A 16,277-nucleotide genomic window follows, 5' to 3' on the forward strand; every position below is an offset into this window, starting at 1 on the left:
ATGTATGTATGCCTCTGCCGCGGCGTTACCGACGGCCATATTCGCGAAGCCATCAGTGCTGGATGCTGCAGTTACCGGGACGTACGCAATGTCCTCGGTGTTGCCACGCAATGCGGCAAGTGCGCCTGCCAGGCCAAGGGGGTAGTTCGCGAAACCTTGTCGACGCTCGGCGCCAGCCAACCGTCTCACCCCGGGGCATCTCTCGCCTATAACGCCGCGGTGGCATGAGGGAGAGGTAGCGAGCCGGACAATGACCATGCTTTTTGTAGGCCATATTTGACAGCCGCCCCTTATCTGACCAGACTCCGTTCAGTCAATCCTCATCGCAGAGTCGGATATGAAAGGCGATAAGTTAGTCTTGCAGCACCTGAACAAGATCCTCGCTAATGAATTGGTGGCGATCAACCAATACTTCCTGCATGCGCGCATGTATGAGGATTGGGGACTCGAGCGACTCGGCAAACATGAGTACAAAGAGTCCATCGACGAGATGAAGCATGCCGACAAGCTGATCAAGCGCATCCTTTTCCTCGAAGGTATCCCCAACCTCCAGGATCTGGGCCGGCTGCTCATTGGTGAGAACACCCGCGAGATGATCGAGTGCGACCTGACCCTCGAGCAAAAGGCACTGCCGGACCTGAAGGCAGCCATCGCCTATTGCGAGAGCGTGGGTGACTACGGCAGCCGCGAACTCCTCGAAGACATTCTCGAATCCGAGGAAGAGCACATCGACTGGCTCGAAACCCAGCTCAGCCTGATCGACAAGGTGGGCCTGGAAAATTACCTGCAGTCGCAAATGGACGAGTAATCCCTTTGTAACAGCTTGCGAAGCCCCGCCCCGTGCGGGGCTTCGTCGTCATGGCGCAGCAATTGTCCCCCTAGAGCCACCGCGCCGCTTCACCGAGGCCCCCTCGCCCTATCCCACCACAGGGCTCGACAGACCTCTCCGGCCCCGCCTGCGACAAATGCCGCTTCGCCTGAACGGAACATCCCGGCTCCTTTCGCGTCTGTAGAGCAGGCCCGCTGGTATTGCAGTTCCCGTCTTTGCCCGCTGAACCCCGCCAAGGCGCCGCGGCCAATGAGATGCCCACCGCGGTGTCACTTCTGAAAGTCAGGATTTGCTAGCGGATGCCTAGCGGATAGGGAGTCGCGAATGCGCTTTTTTCCAGTTTTTCTGTCGGTCGTCTGTGTTGTACGCAACCAGGCTGAGCGACTCGAGAAGACCCTCGCGCAAACGGCTGAACTCATTGCCCCCCACGTAAGCGACTATGAACTGATCGTCATCGACAACGCCTCCGATGACAACAGCGTCGAGGTGCTCAAGCGACTCACGGGTGAACAGGGCCTGCCCAACCTCCAGGTTTATGCCTTGACCAAGGAGGTTGGCGGAGACATCGCGCCTGCTGCCGGGCTCGAGAACGCGCTGGGCGACTACGTCGCGGTGATGGATCCGCTGACCGACGATGCCGGGTTTCTCGTCGCGATGCTGGAACAGGCCACTCAGGGCACGGATGTGGTGTTCGCGGTCGATGAGTCCCCGTCCCGCCGAGGCGTGCTCTATCGTGGTGCCTACGCCCTGTTCAACAGTTTCTATCAAAGGGTCAACGGCATACACCTTTCGAAGGAGGCGCCGCAGTTCCGGATGCTGAGCAAGACGGTGGTGAATTTCATCCTGCAACATCCGCAGCCCGCGCTGTCGTATAGACATTTGCCCGCCACGGGGGGCTTTACCCGGAGCCACCTGAGCCACAGGGCCACATCCCAGACCCTTCCTCGCAAGTCGCTGGGAGAAAGCATCGACTGGGGGGTGCGGCTCCTGACATCAACCACCCGCGCACCGATGCGCCTGGCAACCTCGCTGGCACTCTTTGGCGCCCTCGCCAACCTGCTCTATTCGCTGTATGTCGTGGGTGTGGCGCTAATCAAGCCTGACGTGGCACCGGGCTGGGTGAGCCTGTCGCTGCTGCAATCGGGGATGTTCTTTCTGGTTTCGCTGGTGCTGCTGGTGCTGGCCGAATACATCCTGCACATGTCCAGCCAGACCTGTGAGGGACCTGCCTATCACGTGGCGCAGGAGTACACCAGCGCCAGGGTGGCCCGTCAGGAGGCGCCCCGGGTAACACCAGCGGATGCTGAAGCCGCGCTTGTGGACACCTACCAGAGGAGGGCCATCTGATGAGCCCAGCCAACGAGCGCCAGGACGCCGTCATCATTGGCGGCGGCTTCTATGGCGCGGCCATCGCGGCCTATCTGGCCCGCAACCGAGGTTTCAGGCACATCGTGCTGCTGGAGCGCGAAGCGGGTTTGCTCCGCCACGCCTCATACAACAACCAGGCGCGGGTCCATAACGGTTATCACTATCCGCGCAGCTTCACCACGGCGTTTCGCAGCCGCGTGAACCTGCCGCGCTTCGTCAAGGACTGGCCGCAGGCGGTCAGGACCGATTTCACCAAGCTGTACGCCATCGCCGCACGCAACTCCAAGGTAACAGCCCGACAGTTCGAGCGATTCTGCAAGGAAATCGATGCGGCCATCCAGCCGGCGACGATCGCGCAACGAAAGCTGTTCGAGCCGCGCCTGATCGAAGACGTGTTTCAGGTCGAGGAATATGCTTTCGACTCGACCCAGCTCGCCAGCTGGGCAGCGGCCGAGCTGAAGGCGTACGGCGTACAGGTTCGCCTGCGCAGCCAGGTCACCGGTATCTCCAGGGGGCCGGACGAGGCGCTTCGGGTGTCCGTGGATGCTGCCGATGGACACAAGGAGTCACTGGCCTGCCGCTACGTGTTCAACTGCACCTACAGCGGGCTCAACCACTTCAAGGGCGACTTCGCCGGGGTCAGGACCGGCCTGCGCCAGGAACTGACCGAAATGGCCCTGATGGAACTCCCGCCGGCACTGGAGGGCCTGGGCATCACCGTCATGGACGGGCCCTTCTTCTCCCTCATGCCTTTTCCGGCGCGTGGCCTCCATACGCTGTCCCATGTCCGTTACACCCCGCACCTGAACTGGGTCGACGTGAACGGGGTGAACCCCTACGACAAGCTCGACCAGTATCCCCGGAATACCCGGGTGGATCGCATGGTGCGGGATGTCGGGCGGTATCTGCCTGCGGTGCTGGATGCGCGCTATGTCGATTCGCTCTTCGAAGTGAAGACGGTATTGATGAAGAACGAGGGGGACGACGGACGCCCCATCCTCTTCCAGAAGCACAGCGAGTTGCCAGGCTGCTATTCGGTGTTGGGTGGCAAGATCGACAACATCTATGACGTCCTGGAAAAACTCGACGAAGAACATTTCGCTCCCCTGACCCCAGGGGAAATCGCTCGTTACAGGGTTATCAATGGCTAACGCACTCATTGGCTACACAGGCTTCGTGGGCAGTACGCTGCTCAAGCAGGCGGACTTCCAGGCGCGCTACCGCTCCACCAACATTGGCGAGATCGAAGGTCAGCGCTTCGAGACCCTGGTCTGTGCCGGCGCGCCCGCGCAGAAATGGCTCGCAAACAAGGAGCCCGAGGCGGATCGCGAGAAAATCGACGGACTGATCGGTCACCTCGACAGCCTGCAATGCGACACCTTCGTGCTGATCAGTACGGTGGACGTGTTCAAGCAGCCGCTGGGGGTCGACGAGGAAAGCGCCATCGACGAGGAGGGGCTGCATGCCTATGGCCTCAATCGCCGGCGGCTGGAGAAGTTCGTCGAGGATCGCTTCGCGCGCCACCTGATCGTGCGGCTGCCTGGACTGGTCGGCCCGGGAATGCGCAAGAACGTGATCTTCGACTTTCTCAACGAGAACAACCTCGAGGCCATCGATAGCCGGGGCGTGTTCCAGTTCTACCCCATGGTCAACCTCTGGTACGACATCCAGACCGCGCTTGCGGCGGACCTTCGCTGCGTCCATCTCACCGCTGCACCGGTCAGTGTCGCGGAAGTGGCGGCCCAGGGCTTCGGCAGGAGCTGGGACCATACCCTCGCCACCCCCCCGGCCACCTATGACATGCGCACCCGGCATGCCGCCGCCTTTGGCGCAGAACGCCTCTATCAGTACAGCAAGCGCGAGACCATCCAGGCAATACGTGCCTATGCGCAGAGCGAGCCGCCCAAGGGCCAGAACGAGGGCAAGGCATGAGGCTGGCCATTTCCAACATCGCCTGGGACGTTGCCGAGGACGAAGCCGTCGCCAATCTGCTGCAGCGCTTCGACGTGGATGCCATCGACGTGGCACCGGGCAAGTACTTTCCGGACCTGCATCAGGCCAGAGAGGTCGACATGAAAGCCGTCAGGACCTGGTGGTCCGACCGCGGCATCGAGCTGACCGGCATGCAGTCGCTGCTGTTCGGCACCCAGGGACTGAACCTGTTCGACTCGCCACAGGTACAGCATGCCATGCTCGAACACCTTGGCGCGGTGTGCCGTGTCGGCGCTGGCCTTGGCGCGACCCGGCTGGTCTTTGGCTCGCCGAAGAACCGGGACCGGCAGGGTCTGGATGATGAACAGACGCTGGAGATGGCCACGGCCTTCTTCACCCAGGTTGGTGACATCGCACTGACCGAAGGCGTGCAGATCTGCCTGGAGCCGAATCCGACCTGCTACGGGGCCAACTTCATGGTCGACAGCAGCGAAACCGAGCGGGTGGTTCGCGCGATCAACCACCCGGCGATAGCCATGCAGTTCGATACCGGTGCCCTGACCATCAATGATGAGCAGCCCGACGCCGTGCTTGAACGGGCGGCCGGCCTCATAGGCCATGTCCATGCCAGCGAGCCCAACCTGGTTCCGCTGGGAGACGGCGGCACCGACCATGCGCGCATGGCAGCGGCCCTGGCCCGGCACCTGTCCGGAAAGCTGGTCAGCATCGAGATGGTCGCCACCCGCGACGAACCGCACCTGGCGGCCATCGAGCGCGCCCTTGCAGTGGCTGACCGCTGCTATCGGAACGCCCTATGAAGTGGCTCATTCTGCTTCTCGGAATTGCTGCCAACGCCTCTGCCAGTGTTCTGGTGAAAATCGCCATGACGCCGCCGCGCCGCTTCCCCACCCTGACCGAGCCGATGGCAGCGCTGTCCAACTGGCCCTTCTGGCTCGGACTGGGCCTCTACGGCGCAGCGTTTCTGCTCTATGCCGCTGCGCTGGCACGCCTGCCCTTGAACGTCGCCCACCCGGTTCTTACCTCCGGCGCGGTCGCGACAGTGGCGCTGCTCTCGGCGGTGATCTTTCGCGAGCCCTTTCACTGGACCACCATTACCGGCCTGGTTCTCGTCATGGCCGGGGTCGCCCTGATCACTCTTCGAATAGCCTGAAAAATACCAGGACGGTGCACAAGATGAATTCCACGGCTCATGCCGATTGGCAGGTCCCTAGCTACAAGACCGAACTCTGGCTGGAGCGCAGCCAACCCTGGTGCGTGGTGATTCCGGTTATCAACGAGGGAAACCGGATTCGCAACCTGCTCGAGCGCATGGCAGCACTGAATGTCGACAGCCAGGCGGACATCATCATCATCGACGGGGGCAGCACCGACGGCTCGCTCGAACTCGACGCCCTGAAAGCGAAAGGCGTTCGGGCGCTGCTGGTAAAGACCGGCCCGGGCAAGCTGAGCGCGCAGTTGCGCTGCGCTTACGCCTTTGCCCTGGAGCAGGGTTACGAAGGCATCGTCACCATCGATGGCAATGACAAGGACGATCCGGAGGCGATACCGCGCTTCATCGATGCGCTCAAGGAGGGGGTCGACTTCGTTCAGGCCTCGCGGTTCGTACCCGGCGGTACGGCGGAGAACACGCCCAAATCCCGCGATTTCGCCATTCGCTTCGTCCATGCTCCGGCTCTGAGTTTTTCTTCGGGCTTTCGCTGGACCGACACGACCCAGGGCTTTCGCGCCTATTCCAGCCGCATGCTGCTCGACCCGAGGGTCGCGCCCTTCCGGGATGTGTTCGATTCCTATGAACTGCTGGCCTACCTTTCCCATCGCGTACCCCGGCTTGGATACCACTGTGTCGAATTGCCGACCATCCGCCGCTACCCCAAGGGAGAGGTCCCGACCAAGATCAGCAGCTTCCGGGGAAACCTGGCGGTACTGAGCGTACTGGTGAAAGCGTGCAGCGGCGCCTATGACCCCAAGGATCCGACACCCCGTACACACCCATCCTGACATGCGGTCCAGGGACAACCAGCCCGGTGCGTCGCCCCTGCTCGGCCTGGCGGGATGGCCGCTGTTTGCCATCTTTGCCGTACTGGTGCTGCGCTATCAGTACGAGCTGCTGGATTACATCGAATGGGCCGACGAGTCTGAAACGGTCCTCACCGCCAAGCTGATCGCCCGCGGTGCCACGCTGTATTTCGACCTGTTCAATCATCACGGGCCGCTGACCTTTCTGCCCGGCCTGCTGGTCGAGCAGGTAGGCAACTTCAGCGTGGCCGCCCATCGCATTCCCATCATGCTCGGCCAGTGGCTGGCGCTCCTGGCGCTGTACTTCTCGCCACTGATGAAGGACTCGCCGGTCGCCAGGATCTACACGGCAGTGGTCGCCTCGGCGCTGGTGCTTTACTGGCCCGAGCTGTTCGGCCACATGTACAAATACCAGACGATTGCCGGCCTCATGCTGGTGGTCATTTTGGCCCAGTACAGCCTCCCTTCGATCAGCAGGCCCGACCTGGTCACCCCTGGGCGGATCATGCTTGCAAATCTGCTGATCGGCGCCCTGCCCTTTCTGGCCATGACCTATCTGCCGATCGCGATCCTGCTGTTCGCTGCAGGGCTCCGCCGTGATTACTGGGTGCTGGCGACTCTGTGCCTGCTTGCCGGGTTGGCCCTCAACCTACTCTTTCTCGGCCTGATCGGATCCTATGCGGGGTATCTTGCCTTTCACTTTCACCTGAACATCGCTGTGCTGCCCGCGTACATCGGAGGCGGCAACCTGTGGCATATGGTCGATTCCATCTACCGCAGCTGGTCACTGGATTTGTGGCGCTTCATGATTTTTCTGGTCAATACGCTGGCGCTGGCGAGGCTGGCCGGGCGGGAAGGCGCGATCCCCTGGCGCACGCTGTCGATCGGGGTGGCGCTGGCCAGCCTGCTGTTGCGCGCCGGCGACCTTCCCTTCCACGATATGCCGTACTACTACGCCTCGCTGGCGCTCCCCCTGCTGTTGCTCCGCCGGGAGTCCGGGCTGAGGCATGGCTCGGCCGTGGTGTTGGGCATCTTCCTGATCGTTTGCCTTATCAAGCTTTCACTGCTGGTGCCGGATGATCGCGCGCGCCTCGATGCGCGCAAGATTCCGAAGGCCACCGAATATTCCGAATTGGCTCGCGCGCTGACAGGTCGGGAGGATCGAATCATTGCCTATACCTTCAACGCGATCGACTACCTGCTTGCCGATCGACTGCCGGCCTCGGGCAACTTCTTCTATTTTCCCTGGCAGAAGACCTATAACGAAAACCCGGTACTAGGCATACACATCGATACCTGTGCGGAGATCAATCGCAACCGGCCCAAGGTGATCCTCGCCGACAAGAGCCATGTGCTCGGACGCTTCCCCTGGGAAAGCTATGCCGGTTGCGTCCAGACCATTCTCGATGAGCAATACACGCAGATTCTGCATAAACCTTTCTACGTACGCAGTGACCTGCCGCTGCACGAGTTCGGCCTGGCTGCCAGTGGCGAAAGCTACACACTCGAGCACAGCGCGCCGGTGACCCCGGATGACCGCTATGCCTTGAGGTTGACCGACGCGCACCAAGGGGAAATCAGGCGCCTCGGTATCGCGCTGCGGGGCGATCCCGAGGCTGCTGCCCTTGAACTGACCAGCCCCGGCGACAGCGTCCGGACTGTGCGCCTCGCCGCCCCAAGACAGGGCGAGGGACTCTATTGGTGGCCAGAGCTTCCCTCGCTGCCTGCCGCGCTCGAAGCGGTGGTCCGACCACAAGGAGGCGATGCCACCCTGCTCGAGAGCGAGGACGCCCAGGGCAACCGCCTGACCTGCCTGGTTTACGAATACCGCGATGGGCGCAAACGCTTCACTCCGGGCTGCCCGCTGCACTGAGGCGCAAAAAAACCTCGCCGAAGCGAGGTTCATGACCATCGGGCCGATCAGGCTTCGGCGCTACCGGCGGCGGCCTTGACCATCCCCGGCAGTTCGCCTTTCTCATGCAGCTCGCTGATGATATCGCTGCCGCCAACCAGTTCGCCGTTGAGCCACAGCTGCGGGAAGGTAGGCCAGTTGGCGTACTTCGGCAGCGTCGTACGGATGTCCGGGTTCTGCAGGATGTCCACGTAGGCGAACTTCTCGCCGCAGCTCATCAGCGCCTGTACGGCACGGGCGGAAAACCCGCACTGCGGCGCATTGGGCGAGCCCTTCATGTACAGCAGGACAGGGTTGTTCTCGATCTGCTCTTTGATGGTTTCGATGATATCCATGGGCTACCTCGGCTGAAAACGGTTGAGCGCCAGTGTACCGGAAAGCCCGCCTGAAAGCCGAGCCCCGGCTGGCCCCGAGCGTCCCGGCAGACGACCCGACAGTCGTTAGGGCCATTTGCGTCAGGGGGGCCTTCTCGATAAGATCCCGCCTTTCCCCGCTTCGTCGCTTTGCTGGGCGGCCCTTGTCGCCGGCACGCCCGTTCCCAGGAACGTACGGGCCGCGACGGGTGGCAACAAAGGTGATGACTCATGAGCGCAAGACACTTTCTCTCCTTGATGGACTGCACACCCGGGGAGCTCAACGCGCTGATCCGTCGCGGCATCGAGTTGAAGGAACTGCGCGAGCGCGGCGTCCTGTTCGAACCGCTCAAGGGGCGCGTTCTCGGCATGATTTTCGAGAAGGCGTCGACCCGTACCCGGCTGTCATTCGAGGCCGGCATGATCCAGCTCGGCGGACAGGCCATCTTCCTGTCTCCGCGGGACACCCAGCTTGGCCGCGGTGAACCGACCAGCGACACCGCCATCGTCATGTCGCGCATGCTCGATGCGGTGATGATCCGCACCTTCTCCCACAGTATGCTCACCGAGTTCGCCGCCAATTCGCGCGTTCCGGTGATCAACGGCCTTTCCGATGACCTGCACCCCTGCCAGGTACTGGCCGACATGCAAACCTTCCAGGAGCACCGCGGCAGCATCGCCGGCAAGACGGTGAGCTGGATCGGCGACGGCAACAACATGTGCAATACCTATATCGAAGCGGCCATCCAGTTCGACTTCAAGCTGAAGATCGCCTGCCCCGCAGGCTACGGCCCCGATGCGGAGCTGCTTGCCCTGGCCGGCGATCGCGTCAGCCTGAGCACCGACCCACGCGAGGCGGTTGCAGGCGCACACCTGGTCAGCACCGATGTCTGGGCCTCGATGGGCCAGGAAGAGGACGCCGAGAACCGCCTGGCGCGCTTCAGGCCTTATCAGGTCACGCCCACGCTGCTCGACCTTGCCGCACCGGACGTGCTGTTCATGCACTGCCTGCCGGCACACAGGGGTGAGGAAATCAGCGAAGACCTGCTGGACGATGCCCGCTCGGTGGCCTGGGACCAGGCTGAAAACCGGCTGCATGTGCAGAAGGCCCTGCTCGAATTCCTGGTCGAGCCCGCCTTCCGCGCATGAGTACCGAACGGCTGCTGAGCCTGCGCGATCTGTCCTGCGGTTATGACGGCCAGCGCATCGTCGAGTCGCTGAACCTGCACCTCAACCGGGGCGACATCGGTTGTCTGCTCGGGCCCTCAGGGTGTGGCAAGACCACTACACTGCGGGCCATCGCCGGGTTCGAGCCGGTCCATGCCGGCGAGATACAGCTCGGCGATGCAGTGCTGTCACGCCCAGGCTTCACGCTTTCCCCCGAGCGTCGGCGGGTCGGCATGGTGTTTCAGGATTACGCTCTGTTTCCGCACCTGAGCGTAGAGCAGAACGTGGCTTTTGGTATCGGCAAGCATCCGCAGGCGTCCCGAATCGTTGGTGAGATGCTCGAGCTGGTCAATCTGGGCAACCTCGGCAAACGCTACCCACATGAATTGTCCGGCGGCCAGCAACAGCGGGTGGCACTGGCGCGGGCGTTGGCACCGGAGCCGGAGCTGCTGCTGCTTGATGAGCCCTTTTCCAATCTGGATGGCGACCTGCGCCGTCGCCTGAGCCACGAAGTGCGCAGCATCCTCAAGAGCCGCGGCACCAGCGCCATTCTGGTGACCCATGACCAGGAAGAGGCCTTCGCCGTGAGCGACCAGATCGGTGTCTTCCGTGAGGGTCGGCTGGAACAGTGGGACAGTCCCTTCAACCTCTATCACGAGCCGCTGACTCCCTTCGTGGCCAGCTTCATCGGCCAGGGCTATTTCATCCGCGGCCAGTTGCTGGCACCCGAGACCGTGCAGACCGAACTTGGCGCCATCCGCGGCAACCGCGCCTACCTGCTACCGGCCGGCAGTGCCGTCGACGTCCTGCTGCGTCCTGACGACATCGTCCATGTGCCGGACAGCCCGCTCACGGCGCTCGTGGTAGGCAAGACCTTCCTCGGTGCGTCGACGCTCTACCGCCTGCAGCTGTCCACCGGGACGCGGCTCGAAGCCATCTTCACCAGTCATGCCGACTACGCAGAAGGCAGCTTCATCGGCATCCGCATCGCGGCCGACCATCTGGTGGTGTTTCCGGTCGAGGGAAGCGTGGCCGCACACGAAGCACTGGCCCGCGACAAGGGCGTGCGGCGCTATTCCGCCTGACCCGGCGCCTTCTGCCGCCTGGACCTGAAGAAATCGCTGAGCACCGCGCCGCAGGCATCGGCCAGTACCCCGCCCTCCACCAGGGCGCGATGATTGAGAAACCCCTGTTCGAAGAAGCGCCCCTGGCTGACCGCGACCCCGGCGCGTGGCTCGCTCGCGCCATAGACCACTCGCTGGATGCGTGAATGGACGATAAGCCCCGCACACATGCTGCAGGGCTCCAGGGTGACGTAGAGGGTGCTGCTGGGTAGCCGATAGTTGGACAGTGTCGCGGCAGCCGCGCGGATCGCCACCATCTCCGCATGCGCACTGGGGTCATGGCGACTGATCGGGCAATTGAAGCCAGCGCCGATCACTTCGCCCCCCATCACCAGCACTGCACCAACCGGCACCTCGCCCTGCGCGGCGCCCAATCGGGCCTGTTCCAGCGCCAGCGCCATGAAATCCTGGTCGCGGCTGCGGTCGATGATCAGCGGAATGGGCATGAGGAGCGGTGACTTTTCCGAGGAACGCTATTGTCGAGCGACGCGCCCGGGCTGGCAAGCGCTCCGCACGGTCCAATCAGACCACCCGGATGGCCCCCATCAATCCTGTTTCCATGTGATCGACCACATGACAGTGAAACATCCATACACCTGGGTTATCGGCAACCAGCGCCACGCGCGCGGTCTCGTTCTTGCCGAGCAGATAGGTGTCGGTGTACCAGGGTTCGATTCGGCGCCGGTTGGAGCCGATAACCTTGAAGGTCATGCCGTGGATGTGGATCGGGTGCTGGTACTGACTGAGGTTACGCATTTCGAAGATGTAGCTTCGCCCGTGCTGCAGGGTGACCAGCGGCTGCTCGGCGCAGCGCGGATCATCATTGGCCCAGGCCTGCCCGTTGATCTGCCAGAAGCTCGGCATGGCACCCGCCTCCTGATTGACCGATACCGCTCCGACCCACTCGAAGTTGAAGCGGACCAGTTCGGCGCGCTCCAGATCCGGCTCGGCAATGGGGTTGGCCGGCAAGGCGGCGGGCCATTGGTCAGTGCCAGAATCGGCATCGACCGCCCGTAGCGTGGCGAGGCGCAGCGGCCCGTTGAGCACCGCCAGTTCCTGCCCTGCCGGGGGCACCCGCAAACCCAGTTCGATACGCATGCCAGGCCCCAGCCAGTAATCAGCACCCATCGCCACCGGCTGCACGGGATTGCCATCCAGCGCATAGATTCGCGCTTCGGCGCCAGGCAGCCGCAGACGATAGGTAACGGTGTTGTCCAGGTTGATGATGCGCAACCTTACGATCCTGCCAGCGGGCAGTTCGAGCCTGGGCTGGTGGCTGCCATTGACCGTGGACAGACGCCCCGGCGTACCGCCGCGAGCGGCTTCACGGGCCACGCTGAAATGGGTGAAGGCGCCCGCCTCGTCGACGTGCCAGGATTTGAGGTTGAGCAGGGCTTCGTGGGCAAAGCCCGAAGGCTCGCGCTCCTCGACGATCAGCGGACCGACCAGCCCGCGACCAAGCTGCTCGCCGCTGGCGGTGTGCGGGTGGTACCAGAAGCTGCCGGCATCCGGCACCTGGAAGTGATAGTCGAATGACTCACCCGGCAATACCGGCAGCTGCGAGACGTAGGGCACACCGTCCATTTCCAGAGGCAGGCGTATGCCGTGCCAGTGAATGGTCGAAGGCTCCGGCAGGTGATTGATGAAGCGAACCCGCAACCAGTCTCCCTGGCGTGCCCGCAGCTCGGTGCCCGGAGCCCGACCACCATAGGCCCAGGCGGGCGTGCGATGCCCTTTCACCAACTCCAGCTCCTGGGGCGCAGCAATGAGTTCATACTCATGGGTGCGCCGCGCGGCGGAGCGGCCCAGCAGATGACGCGCACCCCCTACGCCCAGCCCGGCCATACCCAGTCCCGCCAGGCCCGCCAGCATATGTCTGCGGGTAATCGACATCTCGGTGTTCCTCCAGTCGGTGGCGTGGGTTCAGGGCCTTCTCTGGCGGAAGGCGCCTGTGGCACAGGTATGGGCACAAGCAGGCCGCGTCATTCTAAATGAGAATTACTCTCCTCGCCCAGCTATCGCTCAGGGCAGCGGCTGGATCTCCGACACATCGAAATGCACCGCCAGCACTCCAACCAGGCTGGACAGGCCAAGGTTGTCGAACGTCTCGCTGGTCGCCGGATATTCCAGATGCAATCCGTAGCGCCCCGGCGCTTGCCCGAGGACATGCAGCCAGGCGCGCACCCCTTGTTCGGCGCGATGCTGAAGGAACACGGCACAGGGATCGCGCGATGCTTCGAGATCCAGCGTGAAGGCATCAGGACCAAGTTGCTCCGCCAGAAGCAGCAGTACGTGGCGGATATCCTGGTGCTTGTCGAGCGCCCAGATGTTCAATGGCTGTCTCCTCTTGTCAGGCCTGTTACAAAAACGACAAACCAAGGCGGACAAATGTCGGGGCCCCGGCGCTGCATGGCTTGTCAGGTGCTGAAAACAGGCGCTGTAGCCCGGTAAAACAGCGGGCCTGCTTCTTGCTATGCCCTCGTGGCGCCGAAATTCCTTGAGGTCGTCACCTTAGCTTTGCAAATACGAAACCAGTCAGCCGTTGACGATAGCCATGACGAGGCCGGGAGCATGAACGAGCAAGTGCAATGCGTGGCAGAGATCGCAGCAGAGCCCAACGACCTGTTGGTGGCCTTCGCCTCATCGGACGGGGACATGGTCGATGAGCACTTCGGGTCAGCGGCGGCGTTCTACGTCCACCGAGTTCGCGCAGCGGGCAGCGAAGCGGTCGCAAGCCAGCGTTTCGGGCAGGAAAAGCGCGACGGCAACGAGGACAAGCTCAAGCCGAAGCTCGCCTGGCTGGTGGGTTGCGACATCGTCTATTGCGGCTCGATCGGCGGCTCGGCTTCCCGCCAGCTGATCGCCCTGGACATCTCCCCCGTGCAGGTCGCCGAGGGCCCGGATGTGGCCGACCTGGTAGAGGAGCTGCAAAGCCAACTCGCCGGCACGCCCGAGCGCTGGTTGGAAAACATCCTCAAGCGCAAGGCCAAGCGCGGCAGTGGCGGATTCACCGTGGACGCAGAGGAGGAATGGGCCGAATAACGTGGCGCCCTGACAGAGATGGAAGTCCTGAACCTGATTACCCGACTCGAGAACAAGCTCAAGGCCTACCTGTGCCTGCGTAGCGATGCCACCCATGCCGAGACCTGGCGACTGGATGTCCAGCTTTTCTACGAAGAAGAGCCAGCCGGCCGAACCACCTTCACCCTGCACGGGTACAGCCAGGACGAGGCCGAGACGATCGCCCGCGGGATCAAGCACAACGAATACCTGATGCATGAGATCGATCAGGTTCTCTGGGGCGAAAGCGACTGACCTGAAACACGAAAGCCCCCGCCAGGGGGCTTCGCTGCAGATACAGGATCAGGCGCCGCCGGGCTCCCCGGTGAACTCCACCAACAGATCCTCGTCAGTGACGATGGTCTGGCACGCCAGACGATAGGTCGGCGGGATATCACGCACGGCGGCCCGCTCCTCCTCGGACTTGGGCAGTTTGCCCACGGACTTCAGAACGTTGCGCTCCTTGTCGGTCAGCATCATGCCCTTGATCCGCTCGCCATCAAGATGGGTGATCTTCACCAGGCAAGACCCGCACTCGCCATCCTGGCACTCGAAGGGGATCTTGATCCCGTTTTCCTTGGCCACACCGAGCAGGGTGGAGCGCTTGCCGGCGACAGCCTGGACCTTCTTGTTGTGCGCCATCAGCGGCGACGAAAAATAAACAGTAGCCATAGCGACGTTCTCCATGTTCATCAGGCCATGCAGTCACCTTGCTGCCTGGCATAGCCACTGAACACCATGCCGGCCACTTTAGCCATACATTTATTGTGGTTATAGCCTAAGGTATGAACCCTCCGACGCCAAAGCCCGAACCAGGCCCTGAAAGCAAAAAGCCCTGGCATAAGCTAGGGCTTTTCAGGTCAACGTGGGATCACTCCCACTCGATGGTCGCCGGCGGCTTGCTCGACACGTCGTAGGTGACGCGCGAGATGCCTTCGATCTCGTTGATGATGCGGTTGGAGACTTTCTCCAGCAGCTCATAAGGCAGGTGCGCCCAGCGCGCGGTCATGAAGTCGATGGTTTCCACCGCACGCAGCGCGACGACCCAGGCGTAACGGCGACCGTCGCCGACCACACCCACGGATTTGACCGGCTGGAACACCACGAAAGCCTGGCTGACCTTGTGGTACCAGTCGGCCTTGCGCAGTTCGCTGATGAAGATGTCGTCGGCCCGGCGCAGCAGGTCGGCGTACTCCTTCTTGACCTCGCCAAGGATTCGCACGCCCAGGCCCGGACCCGGGAAGGGGTGGCGGTAGACCATGTCGTAAGGCAGGCCCAGCTCCAGGCCGATCTTGCGCACTTCATCCTTGAACAGCTCGCGCAGCGGCTCGACCAGCTTGAGGTTCATCTCCTCCGGCAGTCCTCCCACGTTGTGGTGGGACTTGATCACGTGGGCCTTGCCGTTTTTGGTGCCGGCCGACTCGATCACGTCCGGGTAGATGGTGCCCTGGGCCAGGAACCTGATGTTGGTCAGCCGGCTGGCCTGTGCATCGAACACGTCGATGAAGGTGCGGCCGATGATCTTGCGCTTCTTCTCCGGGTCCGCCTCGCCTTCCAGATTGCCGAGGAACTGAGCCTCGGCGTCGGCGCGGATCACCTTGACGCCCATGTTCTCGGCGAACATGGCCATCACCTGGTCGCCTTCGTGCAGACGCAGCAGGCCATTGTCGACGAACACGCAAGTCAGTTGGTCGCCGATGGCCTTGTGCAGCAGCGCTGCCACCACCGAGGAATCCACCCCGCCGGAGAGGCCGAGCAGCACGTTGTCGCTTCCCACCTGGGCACGGACCTGCTCGACCAGATCCTCGACGATGTTGGAGGGCGTCCACAGCGCCTCGCAGCCACAGATCTCCAGCAGGAAACGCGACAGGATGCGACCGCCCTGGCGGGTGTGGGTCACTTCCGGGTGGAACTGCACGCCGTAGTAATGCCGGCCCTCGTCGCCCATTGCCGCGATCGGGCAACTCGGGGTGCTGGCGATGATGTGGAAGCCTTCCGGCAGCTGGGTGACCTTGTCACCGTGGCTCATCCAGACGTCGAGGCCGAACACGCCATCGTCGTCCATGTGGTCTTCGATGCCGTCGAACAGGCGCGACTTGCCCACCAGATCGACACGGGCATAACCGAACTCACGGACGCTTGAGCCTTCCACGCGGCCGCCCAGTTGCTCGGACATGGTCTGCATGCCGTAGCAGATCCCCAGCAGCGGCACGCCAAGCTCGAACACCGCCTGCGGCGCCCTCGGACTGCCCTCGGCATGCACCGATTCAGGCCCGCCGGCGAGGATGATGCCGCGCGGCGCGAAGGCGCGAATGTCCTCGTCGCTCATGTCGAACGGGTGCAGCTCGCAATAGACGCCGAGCTCACGCACACGCCGGGCGATCAGTTGAGTGTACTGGGAACCGAAATCCAGGATGAGGATGCGGTGGGCGTGGATGTCATGGGTGGCCATGTGCGGGCTCTCGATGAAGAAGTTGAGCCGCAAGCTTCAAGTT

At 62.7% G+C, this 16,277-nt stretch carries 19 protein-coding genes; 13 read left to right on the forward strand and 6 right to left on the reverse strand.

The genetic code is table 11. The annotated features are described in order from the left end of the window. The 9 genes from ACFOMF_RS01500 (at position 1) to ACFOMF_RS01540 (ending at position 8,039) form a co-directional block, all read left to right on the forward strand. A complete protein-coding gene (locus tag ACFOMF_RS01500; protein WP_386360519.1) occupies positions 1-228 on the forward strand; it encodes a bacterioferritin-associated ferredoxin in 228 nt (75 codons plus the stop codon). Positions 229-337: 109 nt separating this feature from the next. Next, entirely contained in the window at positions 338-808 is a 471-nt protein-coding gene (gene bfr / locus ACFOMF_RS01505) for a bacterioferritin (protein ID WP_386360521.1), read from the forward strand. A 345-nt stretch (positions 809-1,153) separates the two neighbouring features. Beyond that, positions 1,154-2,176, forward strand: a complete 1,023-nt coding sequence (locus ACFOMF_RS01510; RefSeq protein WP_386360523.1) for a glycosyltransferase — start codon at positions 1,154-1,156, stop codon at positions 2,174-2,176. After that, positions 2,176-3,348 carry an NAD(P)/FAD-dependent oxidoreductase gene (locus ACFOMF_RS01515; RefSeq protein ID WP_386360525.1) on the forward strand — a complete coding sequence of 391 codons (1,173 nt, stop codon included), beginning with the start codon at positions 2,176-2,178 and terminating at the stop codon, positions 3,346-3,348. Before ACFOMF_RS01510 ends, ACFOMF_RS01515 begins: the two co-directional genes overlap by 1 nt. Continuing rightward, positions 3,341-4,129, forward strand: coding sequence for a pyridine nucleotide transhydrogenase (locus ACFOMF_RS01520; RefSeq protein ID WP_386360527.1), 789 nt, complete (start codon positions 3,341-3,343; stop codon positions 4,127-4,129). Before ACFOMF_RS01515 ends, ACFOMF_RS01520 begins: the two co-directional genes overlap by 8 nt. After that, on the forward strand, positions 4,126-4,947 hold the full coding sequence (locus tag ACFOMF_RS01525) for a sugar phosphate isomerase/epimerase family protein (protein WP_386360529.1): 822 nt from the start codon (positions 4,126-4,128) through the stop codon (positions 4,945-4,947). The genes ACFOMF_RS01520 and ACFOMF_RS01525 overlap by 4 nt, the downstream gene beginning before the upstream one ends. After that, positions 4,944-5,300, forward strand: coding sequence for an EamA family transporter (locus ACFOMF_RS01530; protein WP_386360530.1), 357 nt, complete (start codon positions 4,944-4,946; stop codon positions 5,298-5,300). The genes ACFOMF_RS01525 and ACFOMF_RS01530 overlap by 4 nt, the downstream gene beginning before the upstream one ends. Positions 5,301-5,323: 23 nt before the next feature. Further along, entirely contained in the window at positions 5,324-6,148 is an 825-nt protein-coding gene (locus ACFOMF_RS01535; RefSeq protein WP_386360531.1) for a glycosyltransferase family 2 protein, read from the forward strand. Position 6,149: 1 nt separating this feature from the next. Then, positions 6,150-8,039: a hypothetical protein gene (locus ACFOMF_RS01540; RefSeq protein ID WP_386360533.1), complete on the forward strand. Its 1,890-nt coding sequence runs from the start codon at positions 6,150-6,152 to the stop codon at positions 8,037-8,039. A gap of 47 nt (positions 8,040-8,086) precedes the next feature. Here the strand turns inward: ACFOMF_RS01540 and grxD are convergent, their stop codons facing one another. Further along, complete coding sequence (gene grxD / locus ACFOMF_RS01545) at positions 8,087-8,413, reverse strand: Grx4 family monothiol glutaredoxin (protein WP_386360535.1); 327 nt, start codon at positions 8,411-8,413, stop codon at positions 8,087-8,089. Between the two features lie 249 nt (positions 8,414-8,662). Here grxD and argF point away from each other — a divergent pair, with 249 nt between their 5' ends. Both argF and ACFOMF_RS01555 read left to right on the forward strand, forming a co-directional pair. Next, positions 8,663-9,580 (forward strand): ornithine carbamoyltransferase, encoded by a 918-nt coding sequence (gene argF, locus ACFOMF_RS01550; protein WP_386360537.1) that lies wholly within the window; start codon positions 8,663-8,665, stop codon positions 9,578-9,580. Continuing rightward, positions 9,577-10,683, forward strand: a complete 1,107-nt coding sequence (locus ACFOMF_RS01555; protein WP_386360539.1) for an ABC transporter ATP-binding protein — start codon at positions 9,577-9,579, stop codon at positions 10,681-10,683. Before argF ends, ACFOMF_RS01555 begins: the two co-directional genes overlap by 4 nt. Here the strand turns inward: ACFOMF_RS01555 and tadA are convergent. From tadA to ACFOMF_RS01570, 3 genes are all read right to left on the reverse strand, one after another. Then, positions 10,671-11,168 carry a tRNA adenosine(34) deaminase TadA gene (gene tadA, locus ACFOMF_RS01560; protein WP_386360541.1) on the reverse strand — a complete coding sequence of 166 codons (498 nt, stop codon included), beginning with the start codon at positions 11,166-11,168 and terminating at the stop codon, positions 10,671-10,673. The two genes, ACFOMF_RS01555 and tadA, sit on opposite strands and share 13 nt — an antisense overlap. A gap of 76 nt (positions 11,169-11,244) precedes the next feature. Next, positions 11,245-12,615: a multicopper oxidase family protein gene (locus ACFOMF_RS01565; protein WP_386360543.1), complete on the reverse strand. Its 1,371-nt coding sequence runs from the start codon at positions 12,613-12,615 to the stop codon at positions 11,245-11,247. Positions 12,616-12,744: 129 nt separating this feature from the next. Beyond that, positions 12,745-13,056: a hypothetical protein gene (locus ACFOMF_RS01570; RefSeq protein ID WP_386360545.1), complete on the reverse strand. Its 312-nt coding sequence runs from the start codon at positions 13,054-13,056 to the stop codon at positions 12,745-12,747. A 237-nt stretch (positions 13,057-13,293) separates the two neighbouring features. Between ACFOMF_RS01570 and ACFOMF_RS01575 the strand changes: the two genes are divergently transcribed. Continuing rightward, positions 13,294-13,764 (forward strand): NifB/NifX family molybdenum-iron cluster-binding protein, encoded by a 471-nt coding sequence (locus ACFOMF_RS01575; protein ID WP_386360547.1) that lies wholly within the window; start codon positions 13,294-13,296, stop codon positions 13,762-13,764. An 18-nt stretch (positions 13,765-13,782) separates the two neighbouring features. Then, positions 13,783-14,037: a hypothetical protein gene (locus ACFOMF_RS01580; protein ID WP_386360548.1), complete on the forward strand. Its 255-nt coding sequence runs from the start codon at positions 13,783-13,785 to the stop codon at positions 14,035-14,037. A 48-nt stretch (positions 14,038-14,085) separates the two neighbouring features. Here the strand turns inward: ACFOMF_RS01580 and ACFOMF_RS01585 are convergent, their stop codons facing one another. Continuing rightward, positions 14,086-14,454 (reverse strand): 2Fe-2S iron-sulfur cluster-binding protein, encoded by a 369-nt coding sequence (locus ACFOMF_RS01585; RefSeq protein ID WP_386360550.1) that lies wholly within the window; start codon positions 14,452-14,454, stop codon positions 14,086-14,088. 199 nt (positions 14,455-14,653) lie between these two features. Further along, positions 14,654-16,234 carry a glutamine-hydrolyzing GMP synthase gene (guaA, locus tag ACFOMF_RS01590; protein ID WP_386360552.1) on the reverse strand — a complete coding sequence of 527 codons (1,581 nt, stop codon included), beginning with the start codon at positions 16,232-16,234 and terminating at the stop codon, positions 14,654-14,656. Between the last annotated feature and the right edge of the window lie 43 nt (positions 16,235-16,277).

The sequence above is a fragment of the Stutzerimonas tarimensis genome, from assembly GCF_042648805.1.
Classification (GTDB): domain Bacteria; phylum Pseudomonadota; class Gammaproteobacteria; order Pseudomonadales; family Pseudomonadaceae; genus Azomonas; species Azomonas tarimensis.

Excerpts from the sequence above, each read along its gene's own strand:
- ACFOMF_RS01500 (WP_386360519.1), top strand. The coding sequence starts at position 1 with ATGTATGTATGCCTCTGCCGCGGCGTTACCGACGGCCATATTCGCGAA.
- bfr (WP_386360521.1), top strand. The coding sequence starts at position 338 with ATGAAAGGCGATAAGTTAGTCTTGCAGCACCTGAACAAGATCCTCGCT.
- ACFOMF_RS01510 (WP_386360523.1), top strand. The coding sequence starts at position 1,154 with ATGCGCTTTTTTCCAGTTTTTCTGTCGGTCGTCTGTGTTGTACGCAAC.
- ACFOMF_RS01515 (WP_386360525.1), top strand. The coding sequence starts at position 2,176 with ATGAGCCCAGCCAACGAGCGCCAGGACGCCGTCATCATTGGCGGCGGC.
- ACFOMF_RS01520 (WP_386360527.1), top strand. The coding sequence starts at position 3,341 with ATGGCTAACGCACTCATTGGCTACACAGGCTTCGTGGGCAGTACGCTG.
- ACFOMF_RS01525 (WP_386360529.1), top strand. The coding sequence starts at position 4,126 with ATGAGGCTGGCCATTTCCAACATCGCCTGGGACGTTGCCGAGGACGAA.
- ACFOMF_RS01530 (WP_386360530.1), top strand. The coding sequence starts at position 4,944 with ATGAAGTGGCTCATTCTGCTTCTCGGAATTGCTGCCAACGCCTCTGCC.
- ACFOMF_RS01535 (WP_386360531.1), top strand. The coding sequence starts at position 5,324 with ATGAATTCCACGGCTCATGCCGATTGGCAGGTCCCTAGCTACAAGACC.
- ACFOMF_RS01540 (WP_386360533.1), top strand. The coding sequence starts at position 6,150 with ATGCGGTCCAGGGACAACCAGCCCGGTGCGTCGCCCCTGCTCGGCCTG.
- grxD (WP_386360535.1), bottom strand. The coding sequence starts at position 8,413 with ATGGATATCATCGAAACCATCAAAGAGCAGATCGAGAACAACCCTGTC.
- argF (WP_386360537.1), top strand. The coding sequence starts at position 8,663 with ATGAGCGCAAGACACTTTCTCTCCTTGATGGACTGCACACCCGGGGAG.
- ACFOMF_RS01555 (WP_386360539.1), top strand. The coding sequence starts at position 9,577 with ATGAGTACCGAACGGCTGCTGAGCCTGCGCGATCTGTCCTGCGGTTAT.
- tadA (WP_386360541.1), bottom strand. The coding sequence starts at position 11,168 with ATGCCCATTCCGCTGATCATCGACCGCAGCCGCGACCAGGATTTCATG.
- ACFOMF_RS01565 (WP_386360543.1), bottom strand. The coding sequence starts at position 12,615 with ATGTCGATTACCCGCAGACATATGCTGGCGGGCCTGGCGGGACTGGGT.
- ACFOMF_RS01575 (WP_386360547.1), top strand. The coding sequence starts at position 13,294 with ATGAACGAGCAAGTGCAATGCGTGGCAGAGATCGCAGCAGAGCCCAAC.
- ACFOMF_RS01580 (WP_386360548.1), top strand. The coding sequence starts at position 13,783 with ATGGAAGTCCTGAACCTGATTACCCGACTCGAGAACAAGCTCAAGGCC.
- ACFOMF_RS01585 (WP_386360550.1), bottom strand. The coding sequence starts at position 14,454 with ATGGCTACTGTTTATTTTTCGTCGCCGCTGATGGCGCACAACAAGAAG.
- guaA (WP_386360552.1), bottom strand. The coding sequence starts at position 16,234 with ATGGCCACCCATGACATCCACGCCCACCGCATCCTCATCCTGGATTTC.